Origin of the sequence: Alkalihalobacillus trypoxylicola (assembly GCF_001590785.1) — a bacterium.
Taxonomy (GTDB): domain Bacteria; phylum Bacillota; class Bacilli; order Bacillales; family Bacillaceae_D; genus Alkalihalobacillus; species Alkalihalobacillus trypoxylicola.
In genome coordinates this window covers 138,638-158,232 of sequence record NZ_LTAO01000034.1, presented here as the reverse complement: position 1 = coordinate 158,232, position 19,595 = coordinate 138,638, and the positions used below count along the sequence as shown (strand labels likewise).

Genomic DNA, 19,595 nt, shown 5'->3' with positions numbered 1-19,595 from the left:
TCACCAAAAGAAAATATTGACTCCTTGTTATAACTGTTATACATTTAATATAACAGTTATAATGAATAGAGAGGAGGCTAACTCACTTGCTCATTTCACTTGATTTTGAATCAAAGGATGCGATTTATTCGCAAATTGTGAAACAAGTTATGATCGGTATCGCTAAAAGAGAGCTACACCCTAACGACCCACTACCTTCTGTTCGCTCGTTAGCTGCAGACATTGGCGTCAACCTTCATACAGTGAATAAAGCTTATCAGCAGTTGAAACAGGAAGGATATATTCTCATTCATCGGCAAAAGGGTGTGGTTATTCATCCGGAGGGAGTACCGAAAGCTGATCATGAATATAAAGAAACGCTAAAACAAACGCTACGCCCGATTGTTGCTGAAGGTCTTTGTAAAGACCTATCACATGAATCTCTTGCTGCTTTATATCAAGAAGTACTAAATGAATTTCAAGAAGAGGAGAATGAATAATGAACATTACACTCATTGTTATTTTATCTATAATCTTATTACCTGTTGCGCTTCTCTTAACTTTTATTCCATATATAACAAGAAGGACGGAAAGCTTTGGGGTATCGATTTCTGAGAAGGTTTATGATATGAAACCCTTACAAACCCTTAGAAAACGTTATGCTCGGTCCATGCTAATTCTCACTGTTATTTTAGTAGGCGGCTTCATTTGGGCTGGTTCAATGACAGCTAATGAAGAAACATTAAGTATGCTATTCGGAGCGATTATATTGCTACTAATACTTCTTTCTTTTGTTATTTATTTGAAATTTCATAACGAAATGAAGCAAATAAAAAAAGAAGCCAATTGGTTACAAGATAAAGCACAAAAAGTTATTGTGCGCACTGATTTCCGCACACATAAACTTAACTATTCTAATCTTTGGTTTGCTATTCCTTTAACAATTACGGTTCTAACGACTCTGCTTACTGCATTGTTTTATGATCGACTCCCAAATATACTGGCAATGCAAATAAACTTTGCTGGAGAAGCAACTCAGACTGTTGAAAAAAGCTATCGTACTGCCTTTCTTTTCCCAATTATGCAATCATATCTCATCCTGCTATTTATTTTAATTAATACTATTATTGCTAAATCGAAACAACAGCTGAATGCAGAGAATCCTGAAAAATCCTTTCAACAGCTCACATTATTCCGGAGAAGATGGTCTCTTTTTCTTATCTTCACCTCAACACTTTTAACCATGATGTTTTCATTTATGCAATGGAGCCATTTTTACCCTAACACTCAGCATATGGTTACGATTGTGAGCTTAGTATTCACTGGAATTATTTTAGTTGGTGCTCTCGCTATTTCATTTTCAACTGGTCAGGGTGGCAGCCGTATTCAAGCTCGTGGATCAGAGCAAGTTGATTCCGTTGGTCGAGATGAAGATATCCATTGGAAGCTTGGTCAATTTTATTTCAATCCAAAAGATCCCGCTTTATTTTTAGAAAAACGCTTTGGTGTGGGCTGGACGATTAATTTTGCAAGACCGATAGCTTGGTTGTTATTAATCGCCGTTATTGCAATCGCAGCAGGTATACCAGCCGTTCTTATGTATTAGATAAACAGTCATTTTAGTATCTTGGTCACCTTATTGTACTTAATATTAGTCATAGTAATTGAATCAATTTCATCAGGCATATCTTATAATGAAAACCGAACAATTAGGTGTTTGATTTTCACTTTAGGTAGATGCTTTCCCAAGGGCTTGTCTTCAGCTAACTCTAACTATGTAGAGCGTCGTCAGAGTGGATCTTCAGACTGCGCTGATCCTTTGGGGTCACTACCTACCGTTTTAATCAAGAAGTAATTTCACAAACATACAAGATATATTTTTTACTTCGGTTTCATTCACTTATAGAGCAATTATGAAATTCACTCAATTAAAAGTACATTCTCTAGTAAGCACAAATCATTCTATTAATTTGAGGTGAAAATATGCAACAATCTAGAAAGCCTTGGCGCTCGTTTCTATTATTTCTTTTCATGGGAGTTCTTGCAGTCCTTACCTTGCTTCCAATGAACATAGAACTTATACCACAGCAGCTAGAAGAACACGGTATTCCCTTAGAAGTTCCTGTTGAACTAGTAGCCGTCCTGTCTCTAATTAACCCGCTTTTCCTCATTATCGTGGGTTTAACAATTGGCCACTTCTTAGCCGAGAAAACAGGATTTTATTCCTTCATTTATGAAAAAGACCGATATGGAAAGCCGCCTTTATTAAGTCGTTTAAGAGCCATCTTAAAGGTATCTGTTTCTTTAGGAGTAATCGGTGGTGTGTTCATTATAGTGGTCGATAACTTATTTAAACCATTTCTTCCAGAGGTTTTGTACACATCAAGTGCAGCAGCAACATTTGGTTTCTTCGATCTCGCTACACGCTTCTTGTATGGGGGAATTGCTGAAGAATTAATGCTCCGCTTTGGTATGATGACATTAATCGTTTTTATCATCTGGAAAATTTCACAACGAAATCAACCACTTCCTACTCCAGTTGTGGTTTGGAGTGGAATTATCCTCTCTGCATTCCTTTTTGGTTTAGGACATTATGGAGCAACTATTATGATTACAGACATGACTCCACTCCTATTCGCTCGGATGATTTTATTAAATGGAATTGGCGGTATTATCTACGGCTGGCTTTATTGGCGCAAAGGTCTTGAGGCAGCTATGATAGCACATATGGCTACCCATGCTACCTTTATACTCGTCTCACTGGTTGCTTCATTGATATAATCACAAACGTCAAATGAGTAGGCTCCGCTGTTGTTTCATTTTTTTAGGCACATACCGGAGTCTCCGTGACTTGTTTCCACTAAGTTACGTAATTTCCAGAGATTCTTTCAATTCAACAGGCCCCCTTCTTAATAAAAGAAGGAAGGGCCTGTTTGTTGTCTGTGCAAGCATTCATTACACAACATTTAAATTTTCTTTACATGAGATGATCTCAGAATTGGTTCTGTCCCGTATTAGTGATTACTAAGGTTACTAACTATAATAATGAACAATTTTTAACAAATTATGGTGTATCGACAAAGCGCAGCATTCCTTTGGATACAGAAATGACGTCTTCCTGATTAAAAATCAAACACGCTGTACCTCCTTCATATTTCTCATGTTCAAATTCTCCAAGAACGGTCACATATCCCTTTTCAAAAAAATAAATGAGTTCATGGTCGTGGTCATCAACCGCACTTAAATCGTTAAATAAATAGGCTTTAAGTGGTTTTTTATAAAATTGCATGCAACTTACCTCCATCGTTTCTATTTATAGCTTTCTATTAAACATCTTTTAAATTATTTTTTTACTAGACCTTGGTAGTTGGTCTTATAATCATTTCATTTACATCAACATAGTCCGGTTGATCGATAGCATAGGCAATGGCACCTGCAATGGTTTTGGCAGGAATGGCGTTACGACGATAGTCTACCATAAATTGCTTTGCTTCAACATCAGATATATGATCAGCTAATTCCGATTCTGTTACTCCTGGTGATAGTAAATTCACACGAATATCATTGCCTACCTCTTGCCTTAACCCTTCTGTTATAGCACGAACAGCATATTTAGTAGCGCAATAAACCGCTGCTGTAGGGGTTACTGAATATGCCCCAATCGATGCTAGATTAATGATTTGACCAGAGCCTTGTTCCTTCATGACTGGCAAAACTGCTGCTATTCCATGAAGAACACCTCTAATATTTACATCGATCATTTGATTCCATTCATCAATTTTTAGAGATTCTAATTTGGATAACGGCATCACACCAGCATTATTTACAATAACATCAACACGCTTAAATTTACTTAAAGTAAAATCAACTATACTCTGCATTTGCTCAAGCCTCGTCACATCCAATGATTGATACTCAGCCACTCCTCCACTTTGCTGTATTTCTTCAGCTAAAGCTTCTAATCGTTCTGTTCTTCTCGCACCTAACACAACATGAGCACCTTTTTCTGCAAGAAACCTTGCCGTAGCTTCCCCTATCCCACTACTTGCACCTGTTATAAGAATAACCTTATCTTTAATATTTGACATCATCACTTGCTCCCTTCTATTCTATTTCTAGCTCTATTCTTCACGGTAAAGAACCATTCCAGCATGATAAAGAACGCCATCAACAAACTCTCCATCCGCTGTAAATCCGGTATCATCTAAATATTCAATATAATCGTCTGTAATCGTATAACTCCCTTGATAAGCACTTTGTCTATCTCCTCTTGCTTCATCATAGCGCCCATTTTTTAAAAGCTCATGACGAATATGCCCATCTTCTGTAACCCACATCCCTACATATGGATGTGATTGATTATTGTTTTGCTCCATTTGCCTTTCTCCTTCCATATTTGTAGAACTGATATCATCATTCGGTAAACTCTCGTCTTTTTGTACTGTATTCTCCATATGACATCCGACTAAAATAGACAACAAAGATATGACTAATAAAGAAACAATCTGCTTCATGACCATTTTCTCCTACCTTTAAAATAGCTATCTCTCAGCCATTCCTACCTCCTATCAAGAATGAATTAATGATTATTATAGGTGAAATCAAGCAATATAAGGTAGCCTATTCATTTTCATCGATTGCCCGATCCTACAAAAAGTGATACGATTTTAATATAAATCCACTTAGAAAGAAAATCTCTTAAAGAGGAGCCAAAAGCTTGAATCATACATTTCCATTACTACAAAAGGAATTGATTTACCTGCTTAAACAGCATGCCCAATCTGATGGAACACACAATACGTCTATTCCTTCGTTAAGGATCATACGTGCTTCAACTTTATCCGAACCTGTGCACTCTGTTTTTGAACCATCGTTATGTTTAATTGCACAAGGCTCTAAAATAGTGATGCTTTCTGAAGAATGCTATCGATATGACTCTTCATCATACTTGGCTGCTTCTGTTCATTTACCTGTTTCTGGTCAAATTGTTGAAGCATTACCGGAAAAGCCATACTTATGCGTTCAAATAAGCTTTAGTGCTGCTCAAATCCTTGATATCATAAAAGATTCTGACCACATGTGGGCTAGTAGAAGAGAATCCAAAAGAGGAATTTTGGTTAATAAAACGAACCTACCACTGTATGAAGCTATAGTAAGACTCATCCGCCTTTTAGAAACCCCAAAAGATATTACAGTTCTTTCACCTTTAATCATTCGAGAAATTCTTTACCGAATTTTACAAGATGATGAAGGAGAGAGGATTATTCAGTTTGCCCTTTTAGGCAGCCATGCACAGCGTATTGCCAAAGCCATTCATTTAATTCATGATGATTTTTCTAAGCCATTACGAATTCAGAAATTAGCAAAAGAGGTAAGTATGAGTGTATCCGCCTTGCATAATCAATTTAAAAAAGTGACGGCTATGAGTCCTTTACAATATCAAAAATCGATTAGACTACAGGAGGCTCGCCGCTTACTATTTGCCGAGAATAAAGAGGCAGCTGATGTTGCTTTTCAAATTGGTTATGAGAGCCCTTCTCAATTTAGCCGGGAGTATGCTAGAATGTTTGGTCTGCCACCAATAAGTGATGTAAATAAACTTCGTTCTTCATTATCGTGATTAGAAGATTCAAGACGATTTCAAACAACTTTACTAGAGTTCACTGACACATTAAGTAAACCCACTTTTTTTATAAAAGTGGGCCTTAAAATGGTTAACGAAAATCACCATTTTCATATTTAGTTAATAATCTGCACTCTATAAATGCTCGACAACTTTCTGAAAGCTCAGTTCGTTCTCTGTGAATCAAATCACCATACAAATATCCGTTCAAAATCCTTACTTCACCTGTAAATTCCTGTGCTTTTTCTGCGTCAAAACCTGCAATCTTCAAAAAAATGGAATGTTGACTTACATGACCAAAATCTGTGATATAGACATGATGTGAATGTTGTTTCAAATAGGAACCTCCATTAAAATATAATGTATGAGATATAGTTTATCATAAAAAATTGTAGAGTTTTTTAAATATATCTTTAGATAATATATACTTTTGTTTAATATTTGCCGACTAAAAAAATTTGTATTCTTATTTAACCAATTTCTCGATTACTTATTATTTTTTTCTTTTAGTACTTCTAATATTTCTTTTTGGACTTTTAGCATTTCTCTTTGATTTTGTATCGATTCTTCTTGCATTCTCAAACTTCTTTGATAGCTATCTGTCGTATCATCTAGTAATTTCGACTCTCTTCTTTTTTCCGAAGATGGTGTACGATACTAAAATCGCGACAATGAATACCGTAATAACCAATAATATATCTAGCATTTCAATCAACTCTTTCTATATTTTTGTTTTTAATAGCTACTTTGGAAAGGGATATGCTGAATAAACCTCTTTAAATGTATGTCATAATAACTTTCAATATCGTCTCTTAAATGGTTCTCTAGCTGAATAAACTCTTCTACTATATAATCTAAATCAAAAACATTATATAACTCTTGTTCTGCCCAAATCGATTTAACTCTTGCCATGTTGGAAAATGGAATAAAAGATAGAATCGCACCATCTTCATAATCATCATATTCTATCGTATAATAATGAAATTCGGGAATATTCTTCTCCGTAATCTTTTCCTTCCATCTATATATAGCTTTATAAAATTCGAGTATAGCAAGGTCTGCTTCAAAGTATAATTCGTTATTGATCCTGATTGTAAATGTTGCATCTACCGCTAAAATAGTTGGAACATCTCTTCTCTTTTTATCTGAGATCATCCCTCTATCACTAATAAACTGATAATCAAAAGTAATTTTATTAGACATGTTGTCCACCTCTTTCCCAAACAGTAAAATAGTTACTTGCAATTAAAGCAGCCACTTCAAATCGAAGAGGCTCTCATCGTATGTTTTTTGCTCTCCTAATTACGGCTTCTCATCCAAAGATATAAACAAGGATTAAGCACGGCAAAAACAAAAGTAAAAATAAGCAAAAAGAATGTAACTGAATCTCCATTTAAGCCTAATTCATCTACAATGATGCTATCATAAAATAAGAGTTGAGAAATTAAGATGGTTCCGAGAATAGAAGCTAAAACGATTGGAGTTACATTGTTATACTTTACTCTAAATTTTGGTATCAGTATTGACATAAAAATAATTAGTATGGCAGCTAAAACGGTGATAAAAACGGGCCGCAGTAGAATGAAGGTTCCTAAATGCTCAAATGAATCATACGTATACATGGCATAATCCCACACTCTCTCTTTAAACGAAATTAACCTACAGCTCTGTCATTCATTCCCACCATGGAAAATGATTTTGCCTTCTCATCAATCACTTTCTCTGTTAGTAAAATCCATCTCCTTCAAATAATACTATATGTAGCTGAACTAGTTATAATGAGAACCGAACGATTTGGTTTTTGATTTCCACTTTAGGTAGATGCTTTCCCAAGGGCTTGTCGTCAGAGTGGATCTTCACACTGCGCTTTTCCTTCGGGAGTCCCTACATTCCGTTTCAATCAATAAGTGAATTCATAAAACATATTTTATATTAAATGTTCGGTTTGATTCGCATTGATGAAATTCACTCAAATACTACCTTTTACCAAAAAACTACCACAGTAGTGAAGCGAATTGAGATAGATAAAAGATAAGATAACCATCAACTTACTCTTAATTATTCTCCTTTTTAAATCAGTTCATTTTCTATATAAGTCAGCATTCTTTTGCAAATTCTTCGTTCTAAATAAAAATTAGTCTATCAACTCTACAGTCGGCGATTTAATTGCTCATAGACATTAACGTAATCTTGAGCCGTCTTATGACCCTTACTGGCTGCTGATCTATAATAAGCAAGAGCCTGATTGAGATCCTTTGTTAAACCACCTCTACCCTTTTCATACATCCATCCTAACCTAAATTCAGCATCTGAAAATCCTTTTCGTACAGCCTTCTTATACCAATTAACGGCTTCTTGATCGTTACTTTTCACTCCATAACCATATTGATACATTTCACCCAATCGATTCAGAGCATGGGCATTCTTATTTATTGCAGCCATACTAAACCACTTTAGTGCTTCTATATAATCCTCTTCTACTCCATTGCCTTTAAAATGCATCTCGCCTAAGCAGACTTGATCCTCAATTGAGCCATTTTCAGCAGCTAGCTTTATCTTTGCAATAGGAGATTTAATAGATTTTATATCCTCGTCAAAGGCTTTTGAACAATTTAGTTTCATTATTAGCTCATCAACCTTATATCCAGCTATGTTTCCTAATTTAACATGGATAATCAATGCGCCTAATAGAGCATCCTCTAATTCATACGTCCCATTATAATTAGAAAGTAAAGATAAAGTATATTTTTCTATCGAAGTATTCGTTAAGATTGCGGAATAGGTTTGATAGCCTTGTGGAAAATGTTTTTTAAACAATTTTTCAAAAATCAATGAATCATCTCTAGTATTCTTATTTTTTATAGCATTTAAATGAGTATGGTTTTTATTTTTAGATTTATTTATCTTAGATTTTGTCATTCCATTTATTAACTGTCCTTTTGACAAACCATCATTATTGTATCGGGTTCCATTAAAGTGAATCCCTTCTTTATTAAAGCCGTGCTTATCATGACCTTCAACATCATAGCCTTTATCATCAAAAGCTGTTCCATTTTTGTATTTACCACTCTTGTCAAACCCTCTTCTATCATAGCCGAACATATCGTAACCTTCAGGACCATGAAGGGTTCCATTTCTATGCTTGCCGTCCTTATCAAAACCCTTATCGTTATAAGTATTTACATACAAAACGCTTTGCTTTTTTTTCTTAAAAAACATTCTATATTCTCCTCTTCATGCCATGTCACTTCTATCTCCGGTTAACTATTATCCTACTATAAAACTAGTCATATATTACCATAAAACAACTTGAAAATTAAGGTAAGATACAAAGTATTTGTTTATAAATTGCAGTTTTTTTAAAGAGATTAAAAAAGATATCCACACCATTTTTCTCATTCGGTTGACATAATTTTTTATTTTGAATATATTATATATAACAAGTTCAATATAAAAAGGTGATTATTATGAGTTTAAAATTTGGGATATTAGGTTTATTGAAATATGAAAACATGTCAGGATATGATTTGCAAAAAACCTTTAATTCCTCTTTACAATTCATGTGGAATGCTAAGACTAGCCAAATTTACAGAGAGTTGAAGGGGCTTGAACAGAAAAATTACGTAACCTCTACAGTAATTGAACAAGACAGTAAGTTTGATAGAAAAGTCTATTCGATCACTGAGAAAGGGAATGAAGAATTTGAACTTTGGATGCAGAAATTCCCCCAAGATTTAAATGCTCCTATACGCGATGAATTTATGATGAGAATCTTTTTTGGAGAATTTATCGAGAAATATGAGTTAAGCTTTGAACTTAAAAGATATATAAAACAACAAGAAAAATCGATTGAAGTATTAACGACTATCAAAGCATTTGCAGAAAAAGATGCAGAGGAAAATAAAATGGAAAGCTCATTATTTTATTGGTTATTAACGATAAGAAGAGCGATTAAGTCGATACATGCAGAAATTGAGTGGGCTGATGAAACGCTAGATTTATTGCAAAATAAGGAGGATTAATATGGATTTTTTAGTATTAAGAAAATCAATTGTTACTTTAATCTTCTTTGGGCTTTGTACTTTTATTTTTCTAATTGGGCAATTGACTACTCCTGAAAACCTCCGATTTTTAGCGGTAGCTTTTGATGAATTTCCACAAAATTGGTTCACCCTTATTACTCATGGTTTTCTGCATATCGAATGGTATCATTATTCAATTAACATGCTACTTCTGCTATTTATTGGAATGTGGGTTGAACAGCTACTAGGTAAAATTAGATATATCTTATTAGTTTCTATATCTATTTTGGCGGGAGGGATTACTCTTATTTTATTTCAAACTGGAGGAATTGGCTTCAGCGTAGCTGGTATTGCTATCTTATTTTATTACCATTTAGCGTTCCCTTGGAAAAAAGAGATACTGTTTAATCTCCCAAATTTCATATTACCTCTGTTTATTGTCGTCATTTCGTTATTGGCTTTGGCTTTTGACTGGATGAGTTCGGTAGGGCATATACCGCATCTAATAGGAGCTTTAACTGGCATACTTTTTCTATTCGTTTACAAAAATAAACATACTAACCTAGAGTTCTCTGAATGAGAAAGAATAAAAAACCAAACTGAAAAAATAGTGGTTAATACAGAATGAGTTTAGTGGAACTTAATCTTCCAAATGTAAATTATCACCATTTATTTTTACAATTTTGCAAGGACAAATCCCGGATTTCTAAATAGGAAAACCGGGATGACAATATATTTATACACTCACTGGATTTAATAGCCTCTTAATAACTCCTAATGCTTCATCCTTCACAAATAATGAAATAATTCTCTCTAATCAAAACAAATAATCCCTTGCTGTTCAATTTCTACAACTCTCTTATCGCCAATACCACTTATTCGAGTAAGACTGCTATAGCTTGAAAAAGGACTGCTTCTCATATCAATAATTTGTTGAGCCCTATCTGGTCCAATTTGATGGATTCCTTGTAGTTCATGAAAAGAAGCTGTATTAATGCTAATCGTTCCAGCTGGACAACTACTCTCCGTTTCTAATTCACTAGATGTTTCCGTAACTTGAGCTGTACTTTCTGCTTCTGTTAATTTTTTTACTTGTTTTTCTAATGATTGGATGGTTACATTATTATTTTCTAAATCTGCTTCATTCGAATTAATCTCTTTTTTTAATTGTGCTATTTCCTCATCCTTTTCTTCCAACTTTTCTAAGCTAGCTTCATTTGATAAGGATTCAATCTCTTTTTCTTGTGTTGCGATTAATTCTTTTCTCTCGTCTAGAAGTTCTTCGTACTCCTCTATTTTTGAAAGAAGCTCTTCAACTTCCTCTTCTATTTCTGCTACTGATAACTGAAGATCTTTATTTTCTGCCTGCATCTCCTCAATAGAAACTGACTCTTGTCCACTTCCACACCCAGCAATAAAACCTATACATAAAATCAAAGGAAGGAATAATAATCGCTTATTGTGTAATCCTTTATATTGCTTTGTTAAAAACCAATAACCTAGCATAACAAATAGTGCAAAAACTACTAATAAAAATAAGACTTTTTCCATAGATGCTGTCTCCCATTAAACAGATTTGCGGTAAAGATATAACAATATTTTTATATCAGCCATGGAAATTGTATCATCAAACTAAGAAAATTTTACTATTTCGACAAAACTAGTCAAAAAAATCCCACTATACTTGTCTAATTACTCAACATATCATATTACGATAAATCAGAAATGTTTATTTTTTCACGAAAATGGAGCCTGACTCATAACATTATTTAATTATACACTTTCAAATACCTGTGCCACTCACTAGACTTCTGTTTTGATACGTAATATTGAATTTGTGTAAAGGTTTGCCCTCCTAACTCACACTCGCCAACAATTGATTAAATTTATCGTGTTAAGCTATGTTTAACTTTTGAAAATATTGATATACTTTTTTTATTTTTTCAAAATGTTTCCCCTTAGAATTTTCCATATGACCAAACTCAAAAAACTTTACCTTTTTAATGCCTACGTAATTAAATAGTGCTTTGCGCAGTAAAACTTTATGAGCATTATTTAACCAAAACATTGGATAAAAAGTTGGACCCTTCATTACAGAAATACAAACAACCGATTTCCCCATCAACAAACCCTCTGGTAACAACTTACCATTATCTTTGTAGGCAAACCCTGAAGCAAACATTTTATCCATATAACCCATTAACATAGCAGGAGGCCTTCCCCACCATATAGGGTAAATAAAAATAATCTTTTCAGCCCATGATAGTTGATTACGATATTTTTCTAATTCTGGGTCTTTATACATATTACGTCTCTTCTTTTTCTCATCAAAAAAAAGGACCGGATTGAAATTTTCACGATATAAATCTAAAACCTGAACATTCTGTATAACATGATTTTCCTTACACCCTTGAAGTACAGCTTGTAAAAATGAGTAGCTTAAGCTTTGGTGATCAGGATGGGTAAAAACAATTAATACATTCAAAAAAGCACGCCCTTTAGTTATCATTTGATAACTAAAGGATAACATCCTCGTAATTTAGTTGTCAATTGATAATTGTTTTTTGATAATATATTTGATAATTTGTAAATGAGGTGATTTATATGGACAGAGGGGAGCTTTTCCAACAGTTTGTTCGATTTACCGCATCTGTACACCAAGTGACAAACGATATGACAAAAGAAATCAGGATTGAAAACATAACTAGCGTTCAATATAAAATATTAGAGTTCATTACGGTTAGCCAACCAGTAACCCTCAGTGAAATCAGTGAATGCTTACACTTATCTTTACCTAATTCTAGCCGCGAGTTAAAAAAATTAATTCAGAGCCAACTATGCGAAAAAATGATAGATCCGAATGATCGCCGCAAGTTTGATATTCGTCTTACAGAAGATGGAACAGAACTAATGAATAAAGTGTTTCAACAGCTTGAATTAAAATTCAATGAGCGAATTAACAATTTGACAGAGTCCGAACTAAAAGAAATTCAAGAGGCAATCATCATTTTACAAACTAAATTTTTAGAATAGGTTGGTAAAAGAAAACCCTCAAACTAATAGTCTGAGGGAATATAAAACACACTTCATTATTTAATTAAATCCACTAAATCTATTAATACCAAGTTATTTCAACTCTAACTGAGCCACGCTACTCCACATGTGTTGTGTGCGTAATCATGATACTAAAACACAAATAATTGTTTTTGCGTAAAGATGTCCCCCCCCTATAAAAATGCTCTTTATCAGAGGGCATAAAATCTTATTAAAGCTCCGCTTTAATTTTATAATCTTTATTTTCTACAATAAATTTACCATTATTCGTAAACGTCTCTTCGTCTGAATAAGTAAAGATATTATCGAGATTAATAATCTTTCTGGTTTCTTCGTCAAACACATTTACTACAATATATAATTCATAAGAATCCCTGTGCTTTTCGGCGAAATTAACCTCGTCTTTAGTTATATAAAAGACTATTTCATTACCTGTTGTTGATTTAACTTCAACAAATTTATGATTACCTTTATCATCTATATACTTAAAGTCATAACCTAGTCCATCTTTACCATCTTCATTTTTATTTGCTATTTTTCCGTACTCCGAAGACCAAATAACATTTTCTTTTCCATACTTTTTAATTAAATTTTTGTATACATGTCCCTCTCCAGTAAAACCGATTCTTTGTTTTTGTTTTTCAGATAATCTTCCATTCCCACCAGAATGTCCTCCCCCAGTACTATCTTCTTTTTTTAATACTTTTGGTTTTTTCGGATTTCCCGGAACTATTTCTGTACCAGCACCTGTAAGAATATTTGATAATATATCAGTTAGCGTTTCTTCTTTTGTCTTCTCAGTATGACCTTTTCCATCTCTATTATTGCTAGGATTATTTATCATTGTTTTTTGGAATTTCTTAATTAACTCATCATATTCCTTAAAATATATTAAACTTTTATTTTCTGGGACGTCACAAAAACTTTCAAAGTCACTTTCATTTACACCTATTGAATTTAATTTTGTAAGAAATTCTAATCTGTTATCATAGAAGAGCTTACTCAAATCCAATGAATGAATATTATTTAATTCTTTTTTCTTCAAATTCAATTTAATAAAAAATTCATTTTCAGCTTCGTATTTCACGGAATTTTCAGGTTCAATAAGAAGATTAATGAACTCAGATTTTCTTTTTTCAAACAATTTTTTCTCCGCTAATTCTTTACTAAAAAGCTCGTTATATAGATAGCAATAGTATTTCTTCATGTAATTACTTTTAAGACTTTCTATCTTGTTTTTATAAAAATCTATCAAATTAATTTCTCTGGCGTTATAGTTATTAAATACCGAAACGTCTAAATTTAGCATTTTAAAAAGAGCTATTAAAATTTCAATATTTTTATCTTTTCCATCTAAATCATCATAATTGAAATCATAAAACAGCCTGTCGATTAGTGGTGAGTTAATTGCAAGTTTAAATTTTAAAAACTCTACTAACTTATCTTCATCTTCTGGTAAGGAAACACCTGGACTGACTATACTAACTATCGTGCTCCAAAAATCAATTTTATTATCAGTAACTATTTCTAACCACTTTTTTGATTCATTAAGTTTTAAAAGCTTTTCATCATCTAAATCACTACGTAATGTTGCATCTCTCTTTGAAATATTCTTCGCATAGAGCTCCCTAAAATCTTTACGATTTTCTTCAACCTTAATTATCCCTGCAAATACCTCAGCAATTGCTTCACAAAATTTAAAATCACTTTTCAAATCGTTTAAGTCTTTGTGGTTGTTTGCTTCTACTTTTATAAATATACTTTTATCATTTTCAAGATAAATATATTCATATGGATTTACTTCAAATGTATTTTCTATACCGTCTATTCTATAGACTGCTTTTATATCTGTGCATAAATAAATCTTTGTTTCTTTCAAGGCATTTCTCTCTTGATGGTTTGAATCTTTATCAATTCTAAAACAATAGACATAAGGTAAAAAAACTTGCAAATCTAACTGAAATTTCTTATTTAATTCATGGAGTGTCGGCTCTTCTATAATTTTGAAATGTACATTTTTTAAGGGCCTAACTCCTAATATTGCATTAACGTTTTTAATATTTTGTCTCTTTTCTAATTCAAGTATAGGAAATTGCTTGATAACATCCTCGCAGAGCATTCTATTATCGAGATAATAAACATCTTTTATTGGAAAATAATCTTTTGTACCATTAAGATTCGCATAAACTTTTCCTTCATTCATGTACTGCTTATAAAAACTATTATTCTTATCCCACTTATCCTCAGAGGAATTTTGAACAATTTGTCTGTATAATGTTTTAGCGTTTTTACCATCCTTATCAACCAAAGGTAATTTAAGCAATATCGAGTATACAGTTGAAGTGTTAAAATCACTAAAGTCCTTAGGAACACCTATTTTACTTAACCAATATTCTACATCTTCACGATTGATTTTGTATGATTTGAAAATAGGTTTAGAATAATCAATATCTGGAATTTCAATCAGTGGAGAAAATTCTTTACTGATATTTTTGGCTAAACAACACTTACTAGGTACTACCTTGGTTCCACTATGAGTCTTTATCCAAGGGGTTTTTCTCAATTTCCATAAAAAATATGATCCCATTTGATGATAATACATTTTCCTTACATTACTATTTGAAGGTTTGAACTGAATTTCTATTTTAGCCGTGTTTAACAATTCCGTATTTGATTCAATAATATTTTTCATTCTACTATCATAAATTAGCCAAACTAAAATATCTTCAAAGTCAGCCTTAGCAAGTATTTCATCCAGTAATTTTATTTGCAGCACATTAACTGAATTGATTGAATAAATTTTGTTTTTAAGCTCTTGTATATTATTAAAATCATAATCTTGAATTTTAATAGGATTTAAGTCTTTAAACACATAATCGCAATATTCTTTTTGCTCGTTAGTCTTTAATCGAAAAACAGCATCTCTAGGGAAAGTAGCAACACCTAGCCACTTAAAGAAATCAATAATTAAATTAAGGTCATTACTTTCAAATTGAATTTTTTTGTAATCACAAATAAAGTGAACCCCACTAATATTCTGTAAAATTTTTTCACAAATAATATTTTTATATTCATTTCCAAAATATAGTTCATCAGCCTTCTCAACAGTACCATCCCTACTTAACACCGGTACATTTAGAGTGGTTTGAATTTGTGGCAAATTTTCTTTTTCTTTACTGGTCACAAAAACGGTAAAGAGCCAGGATAAAAAATCGATTATATACGATTCCTGATTACCCTGTTCTTCAAATAGCTTCCATGTGAGATTGGAAATCCTCCTGAGAACCGGATCAAAGCTATATTCAAAAACATTTAAATCCTTTAATTTATCAGCAATCCCTCTTGCATTTGTATTTCCGTATTCTCTCCTTAAAATATTAAACATTTCTTTATTTAAAAACTTTAATTTTACAAATTCCGGCATATTATTAAAAAGTTCATTTTCTGCCGGCAGAAAGACCTCTATATCTTCTTTTATAGGATTACCATCATTGTCAATTAAGAGTAATGGTTTTATGTTATTTTCATCGCTCAATTCTTTTTTATAATCATTTAAAAGGAATTTAATACACAAAACCTTTTGTGTGACAGTAAGTTTATTCACAACTTTATTTATAGATTTTATAAAATAATCGTACTTATAAGTAAAATTCCCTACCCTTTTCAAAAGGTCTATTATTTTTTCATCTTCAGTATACAAAAGTAATTTTCCAAAAGTATTACTAGGTAGAATATCGGCATATGGAGAACTATAAAACACCGGTCTTTCTTGGTGTGTTATATATGTTCCTGCTATTGTAGGGAATACAGGGCTCTGTTTAATTTTTTCAATTAACTTTTCTTTAAACTTAAAATAGTCATTCATTATCGGATCGAATCGTTCTTCAAAAGCTAAAAGTTTTAAAGCGCCGTAATCTACTTCATCGGTACTATTTGTAATCTTTATTGCTGTGTCTATTAATAGTTCAACTAATTTCTCAATCAAAAAATCATTTTCTTTATTCTTTATCAATTGGTTCCTATTGCCACTCAAATCAAAAGTTCCGTGAACTATAGCGGGAAAAGGAAAAGCAACATCAGTTCTAAAATAGCTATAAAGTACATTTTTTGAATCGCTCAAATCCTCATTATAAGCTACAATTAGTTCATAATCCTTCCCACGAAATTTATCTGTTACTCTATTTAAATACCAAGTCTTTTGATTTATTAGATCGTCATCTTTAAATATATAAATTTTAACTTGATTTTCATCTATAAACTCTCGTGTAAATTTTTCGGTCTTTACCTCACTCTGAATTTTTATAGTATTAACATTATTTAAAAAGAGCATAATTTCTTTATCTATTTCTTTTAATTGATTCTCAATATCCTCTTTAACTTCGTCGATACAGTCAATAACAATATATGTATCATAATCAATATAATCTTGCGGAACTTCATCAACCCATTTCGGTGCTAACAATGTTGCTATTGGAAATTCTTCGTCTGACAATTCTTTTAATCTGTGTATATGGTCACTCTTTTTCTCTAATATTTTACTCAGAAAGTCCTTAGCACTATCCTTAGAGAATTTTATTGAAAGACCCTCACTCTTTATGTAAATAGAATTTGCCCAACTAAGCAGGGATCTAAACCCAAGCCCTTTATTTCCAATTTTATTCTGTTCTCTAAACTTAGGGCTTAAATTGGCATACATTAATGAAAGAATACCTTCTTTAGAAAATGGTTCACCATTGTTTGCTACAATTAGTTTATTTCCTTCAAACTTTACAAGAACACTACGTTCTTTATCAGTTACTGATGCATCATCAGCATTTTGGAGAAGCTCCAGTAATTGTCTACCTCGGTAGTCTTCAATATTCCTTATTTCATTATTGTATTCCGATACAATTTTTTCTGGTGAATCTAAATAGCTCCTTTCAATTTTAGCCAACTCTTTTTCTATAAAATATTTAAGCAACTTTCCTCTTCCCCTCTTTTTATTAGAATAGATTACTAAAGAGAATAATTTAATGTACCTCCCTTAAATAAATTCACTATTTATTTTGATTGTAGGAATGGCAATGTTTTCTCTAGATATTCCTGCCAGTAACCTTCATCACCTTGTAGTTCATGCAGCCAATAATACATCATTAATATCTCGAATTCTTGCTTCCTTCCTTTGGTATACGGCTTCTTCGGCATTTTTCTATAAAGAGCATCCAGATTAAATAATTTACTTTTTTGTTTAATGTCGTAATCATATTTTCTATAGTTGGTATTACTCTTTTTTCTATGAGTAGCTGGCCACAAATTCTCATTATCCCAAAAGTAGTTAACCCACTGGAAAGAGAATACATGTAAATTAATTTGGTACTTTACCCATGTTTTGTTTATCCACTCATTTATTTCATCAGAAATAAAAATGCTATCATTTGTAATTTCAATTTGACTCATAACTCGGTGATAGTCCTTAATAAATAGAAATAACATTTCCGTTTGATCCTTTAAAAAAGGAAACTTTTTGATTAATCTGGAATAGCAATCATACGATAACGATCTGAATTCCTTATCCGATCTGTACAGAAAAAAGAATTCGTCTTCCTTTAAAATATTACCTATATTTTTATTAATTTGCTTACCATACTCCAAGTAAATACCAACCAGCCACTCCATAATCTCCTGCTCGTAATCTTTTAGTTGTTTTCTGTATTTATCCAGCTTCTCATCTTTTAAGGCCGTTTTTTCTTCAGCTTCAGTAATGTTTAAGTAATTATTAAAATATTCAAAGACATAATTGACACATAGCCTTATGTTTTCATTTCTCTCATCTATGTTAAATTCATCAATTTTGTCTTCTTTTTTTCTTCTAGCAATATATTCTTCAATTGTAAGCAACTCTATCACCTCGCGAGCATAAAGGTTTGCCGTCATTAAGACCATTGTACCAATAATTTATAATATTTGGTAAAAAGGCAAAGAAAACTTCTAATGTCCTTATTACACCTATTAATCTTTCTCCTTTTCTTCTGAATATTGCTTAAGAACATATTCACATCTGTTTCTTAATTGATCTAATAATTCCTTTTCTTTTTCACTAGTAGTAAGCCACAACCCACCGTAACGTTTTGCAAATGCCTTAAACAACTTTTTTTCATCCTCTGTTTCATCAATTTCTAATATATCGGACATTATTTTTTTATTTTTTATAATATTCATCAGTTCATTAAATAACTTACTTATTCTTTCTGAAGCAATGTTAGTAATATTTTGTTGCGTAAATGGCAAACTTGGAATAACAGAACTTACTTTACCTCTCTTCGTATTTTTCCCTTTTCCTAAAGTGTTTTGGTTAGAGGTCAAATCTTTATCTATATCAATTTTCACTATATTCTCTTCAGCTAATTGATCTCCTTGAATAGTTGTAGAATAGACTTCAATATCTATTTCTTCTAATACTTTTTCTAACTTCTTCAACTGAAAGCTCATCACATCATAAATTTTATCTTTTCTGGTATCATTACTACGTTTTCTCGAAACTGGTAGTATAAATTCCTCAAACCTCGGATCATTTAATAAATTCACATGAAAGCTCACCGTAAATTTATAGACATTCCCTGCAGAAAGGCTATCTCTGGAAGACTTCAGTACCTCACTAAATTTTTCATCAATGTTCTCATCAAAAATAGTTGTTTTGTTTAAAATAAATTCCACTTAGGGATCACTCCTATTTACCTTTTTTATGAAATATTTCCCCTAATGAACCTATGTATACTTATTATGGGTGAACACCCTATAGAATTATTTTTTACTAAAAAACAAAAAAAGCCGGCCAAGTTGAATACACCCCAACCGACATATTAATGACCTATTCAATTTGGCATTCAATCTCTAACCCATCAAGCAAACTTACTATTATTTTTCTCCCTTCAAACACC

Annotated in this window: 19 protein-coding genes; 7 read left to right on the top strand and 12 right to left on the bottom strand. The window is 32.3% G+C overall.

From position 1 onward, the window contains the following. Nucleotides 1-86: 86 nt before the first annotated feature. The 3 genes from AZF04_RS16270 to AZF04_RS16260 all read left to right on the top strand — a co-directional run bounded on the left by AZF04_RS16270 (nucleotide 87) and on the right by AZF04_RS16260 (nucleotide 2,760). Nucleotides 87-479, top strand: coding sequence for a GntR family transcriptional regulator (locus AZF04_RS16270; RefSeq protein WP_061949649.1), 393 nt, complete (start codon nucleotides 87-89; stop codon nucleotides 477-479). Continuing rightward, complete coding sequence (locus AZF04_RS16265) at nucleotides 479-1,585, top strand: DUF1648 domain-containing protein (RefSeq protein ID WP_061949648.1); 1,107 nt, start codon at nucleotides 479-481, stop codon at nucleotides 1,583-1,585. The genes AZF04_RS16270 and AZF04_RS16265 overlap by 1 nt, the downstream gene beginning before the upstream one ends. A gap of 377 nt (nucleotides 1,586-1,962) precedes the next feature. Beyond that, on the top strand, nucleotides 1,963-2,760 hold the full coding sequence (locus AZF04_RS16260) for a CPBP family intramembrane glutamic endopeptidase (protein WP_061949647.1): 798 nt from the start codon (nucleotides 1,963-1,965) through the stop codon (nucleotides 2,758-2,760). Nucleotides 2,761-3,043: 283 nt separating this feature from the next. On the opposite strand, the gene AZF04_RS16255 is transcribed toward AZF04_RS16260, so the two are convergent. The 3 genes from AZF04_RS16255 to AZF04_RS16245 form a co-directional block, all read right to left on the bottom strand. Then, entirely contained in the window at nucleotides 3,044-3,268 is a 225-nt protein-coding gene (locus AZF04_RS16255) for a hypothetical protein (RefSeq protein ID WP_061949646.1), read from the bottom strand. Nucleotides 3,269-3,332: 64 nt separating this feature from the next. Beyond that, a complete protein-coding gene (locus AZF04_RS16250) occupies nucleotides 3,333-4,067 on the bottom strand; it encodes an SDR family oxidoreductase (RefSeq protein ID WP_061949645.1) in 735 nt (244 codons plus the stop codon). A gap of 33 nt (nucleotides 4,068-4,100) precedes the next feature. Further along, on the bottom strand, nucleotides 4,101-4,373 hold the full coding sequence (locus AZF04_RS16245) for an Atu4866 domain-containing protein (RefSeq protein ID WP_201030539.1): 273 nt from the start codon (nucleotides 4,371-4,373) through the stop codon (nucleotides 4,101-4,103). 323 nt (nucleotides 4,374-4,696) lie between these two features. Here AZF04_RS16245 and AZF04_RS16240 point away from each other — a divergent pair, with 323 nt between their 5' ends. Beyond that, nucleotides 4,697-5,599, top strand: coding sequence for an AraC family transcriptional regulator (locus tag AZF04_RS16240; protein WP_061949644.1), 903 nt, complete (start codon nucleotides 4,697-4,699; stop codon nucleotides 5,597-5,599). 94 nt (nucleotides 5,600-5,693) lie between these two features. Here the strand turns inward: AZF04_RS16240 and AZF04_RS16235 are convergent, their stop codons facing one another. The 4 genes from AZF04_RS16235 to AZF04_RS16220 all read right to left on the bottom strand — a co-directional run bounded on the left by AZF04_RS16235 (nucleotide 5,694) and on the right by AZF04_RS16220 (nucleotide 8,821). After that, entirely contained in the window at nucleotides 5,694-5,939 is a 246-nt protein-coding gene (locus AZF04_RS16235; RefSeq protein ID WP_061949643.1) for a hypothetical protein, read from the bottom strand. A gap of 398 nt (nucleotides 5,940-6,337) precedes the next feature. Next, nucleotides 6,338-6,805: a DUF7878 domain-containing protein gene (locus tag AZF04_RS16230; protein WP_061949642.1), complete on the bottom strand. Its 468-nt coding sequence runs from the start codon at nucleotides 6,803-6,805 to the stop codon at nucleotides 6,338-6,340. 95 nt (nucleotides 6,806-6,900) lie between these two features. Continuing rightward, nucleotides 6,901-7,224 carry a hypothetical protein gene (locus AZF04_RS16225; protein ID WP_061949641.1) on the bottom strand — a complete coding sequence of 108 codons (324 nt, stop codon included), beginning with the start codon at nucleotides 7,222-7,224 and terminating at the stop codon, nucleotides 6,901-6,903. 526 nt (nucleotides 7,225-7,750) lie between these two features. Then, nucleotides 7,751-8,821: a tetratricopeptide repeat protein gene (locus tag AZF04_RS16220; RefSeq protein WP_061949640.1), complete on the bottom strand. Its 1,071-nt coding sequence runs from the start codon at nucleotides 8,819-8,821 to the stop codon at nucleotides 7,751-7,753. 248 nt (nucleotides 8,822-9,069) lie between these two features. On the opposite strand from AZF04_RS16220, the gene AZF04_RS16215 reads away from it, so the two are divergent. Both AZF04_RS16215 and AZF04_RS16210 read left to right on the top strand, forming a co-directional pair. After that, on the top strand, nucleotides 9,070-9,624 hold the full coding sequence (locus AZF04_RS16215; RefSeq protein ID WP_061949639.1) for a PadR family transcriptional regulator: 555 nt from the start codon (nucleotides 9,070-9,072) through the stop codon (nucleotides 9,622-9,624). 1 nt (nucleotide 9,625) lies between these two features. Continuing rightward, nucleotides 9,626-10,204, top strand: coding sequence for a rhomboid family intramembrane serine protease (locus tag AZF04_RS16210; protein WP_061949638.1), 579 nt, complete (start codon nucleotides 9,626-9,628; stop codon nucleotides 10,202-10,204). Nucleotides 10,205-10,437: 233 nt separating this feature from the next. On the opposite strand, the gene AZF04_RS16205 is transcribed toward AZF04_RS16210, so the two are convergent. Both AZF04_RS16205 and AZF04_RS16200 read right to left on the bottom strand, forming a co-directional pair. Next, the gene (locus tag AZF04_RS16205; protein ID WP_061949637.1) at nucleotides 10,438-11,175 is read right to left on the bottom strand and encodes a ComEA family DNA-binding protein; all 738 of its coding nucleotides are present in this window, start codon (nucleotides 11,173-11,175) and stop codon (nucleotides 10,438-10,440) included. A 343-nt stretch (nucleotides 11,176-11,518) separates the two neighbouring features. Further along, a complete protein-coding gene (locus AZF04_RS16200; protein WP_061949710.1) occupies nucleotides 11,519-12,109 on the bottom strand; it encodes an NAD(P)H-dependent oxidoreductase in 591 nt (196 codons plus the stop codon). Between the two features lie 119 nt (nucleotides 12,110-12,228). Between AZF04_RS16200 and AZF04_RS16195 the strand changes: the two genes are divergently transcribed. Continuing rightward, entirely contained in the window at nucleotides 12,229-12,657 is a 429-nt protein-coding gene (locus AZF04_RS16195; protein WP_061949636.1) for a MarR family winged helix-turn-helix transcriptional regulator, read from the top strand. 232 nt (nucleotides 12,658-12,889) lie between these two features. On the opposite strand, the gene AZF04_RS16190 is transcribed toward AZF04_RS16195, so the two are convergent. From AZF04_RS16190 to AZF04_RS16180, 3 genes are all read right to left on the bottom strand, one after another. Further along, nucleotides 12,890-17,638 carry a protein NO VEIN domain-containing protein gene (locus tag AZF04_RS16190; RefSeq protein ID WP_061949635.1) on the bottom strand — a complete coding sequence of 1,583 codons (4,749 nt, stop codon included), beginning with the start codon at nucleotides 17,636-17,638 and terminating at the stop codon, nucleotides 12,890-12,892. Between the two features lie 80 nt (nucleotides 17,639-17,718). After that, on the bottom strand, nucleotides 17,719-18,564 hold the full coding sequence (locus AZF04_RS16185) for a hypothetical protein (RefSeq protein ID WP_439950965.1): 846 nt from the start codon (nucleotides 18,562-18,564) through the stop codon (nucleotides 17,719-17,721). Nucleotides 18,565-18,666: 102 nt separating this feature from the next. Continuing rightward, the gene (locus AZF04_RS16180; protein ID WP_061949633.1) at nucleotides 18,667-19,371 is read right to left on the bottom strand and encodes a hypothetical protein; all 705 of its coding nucleotides are present in this window, start codon (nucleotides 19,369-19,371) and stop codon (nucleotides 18,667-18,669) included. Between the last annotated feature and the right edge of the window lie 224 nt (nucleotides 19,372-19,595).

What these genes read in the sequence shown, in the direction of transcription:
- AZF04_RS16265 (WP_061949648.1), top strand. Translation starts at nt 479, where the DNA reads ATGAACATTACACTCATTGTTATTTTATCTATAATCTTATTACCTGTT.
- AZF04_RS16260 (WP_061949647.1), top strand. Translation starts at nt 1,963, where the DNA reads ATGCAACAATCTAGAAAGCCTTGGCGCTCGTTTCTATTATTTCTTTTC.
- AZF04_RS16255 (WP_061949646.1), bottom strand. Translation starts at nt 3,268, where the DNA reads ATGCAATTTTATAAAAAACCACTTAAAGCCTATTTATTTAACGATTTA.
- AZF04_RS16250 (WP_061949645.1), bottom strand. Translation starts at nt 4,067, where the DNA reads ATGTCAAATATTAAAGATAAGGTTATTCTTATAACAGGTGCAAGTAGT.
- AZF04_RS16245 (WP_201030539.1), bottom strand. Translation starts at nt 4,373, where the DNA reads ATGGAAGGAGAAAGGCAAATGGAGCAAAACAATAATCAATCACATCCA.
- AZF04_RS16230 (WP_061949642.1), bottom strand. Translation starts at nt 6,805, where the DNA reads ATGTCTAATAAAATTACTTTTGATTATCAGTTTATTAGTGATAGAGGG.
- AZF04_RS16225 (WP_061949641.1), bottom strand. Translation starts at nt 7,224, where the DNA reads ATGTATACGTATGATTCATTTGAGCATTTAGGAACCTTCATTCTACTG.
- AZF04_RS16220 (WP_061949640.1), bottom strand. Translation starts at nt 8,821, where the DNA reads ATGTTTTTTAAGAAAAAAAAGCAAAGCGTTTTGTATGTAAATACTTAT.
- AZF04_RS16215 (WP_061949639.1), top strand. Translation starts at nt 9,070, where the DNA reads ATGAGTTTAAAATTTGGGATATTAGGTTTATTGAAATATGAAAACATG.
- AZF04_RS16210 (WP_061949638.1), top strand. Translation starts at nt 9,626, where the DNA reads ATGGATTTTTTAGTATTAAGAAAATCAATTGTTACTTTAATCTTCTTT.
- AZF04_RS16205 (WP_061949637.1), bottom strand. Translation starts at nt 11,175, where the DNA reads ATGGAAAAAGTCTTATTTTTATTAGTAGTTTTTGCACTATTTGTTATG.
- AZF04_RS16195 (WP_061949636.1), top strand. Translation starts at nt 12,229, where the DNA reads ATGGACAGAGGGGAGCTTTTCCAACAGTTTGTTCGATTTACCGCATCT.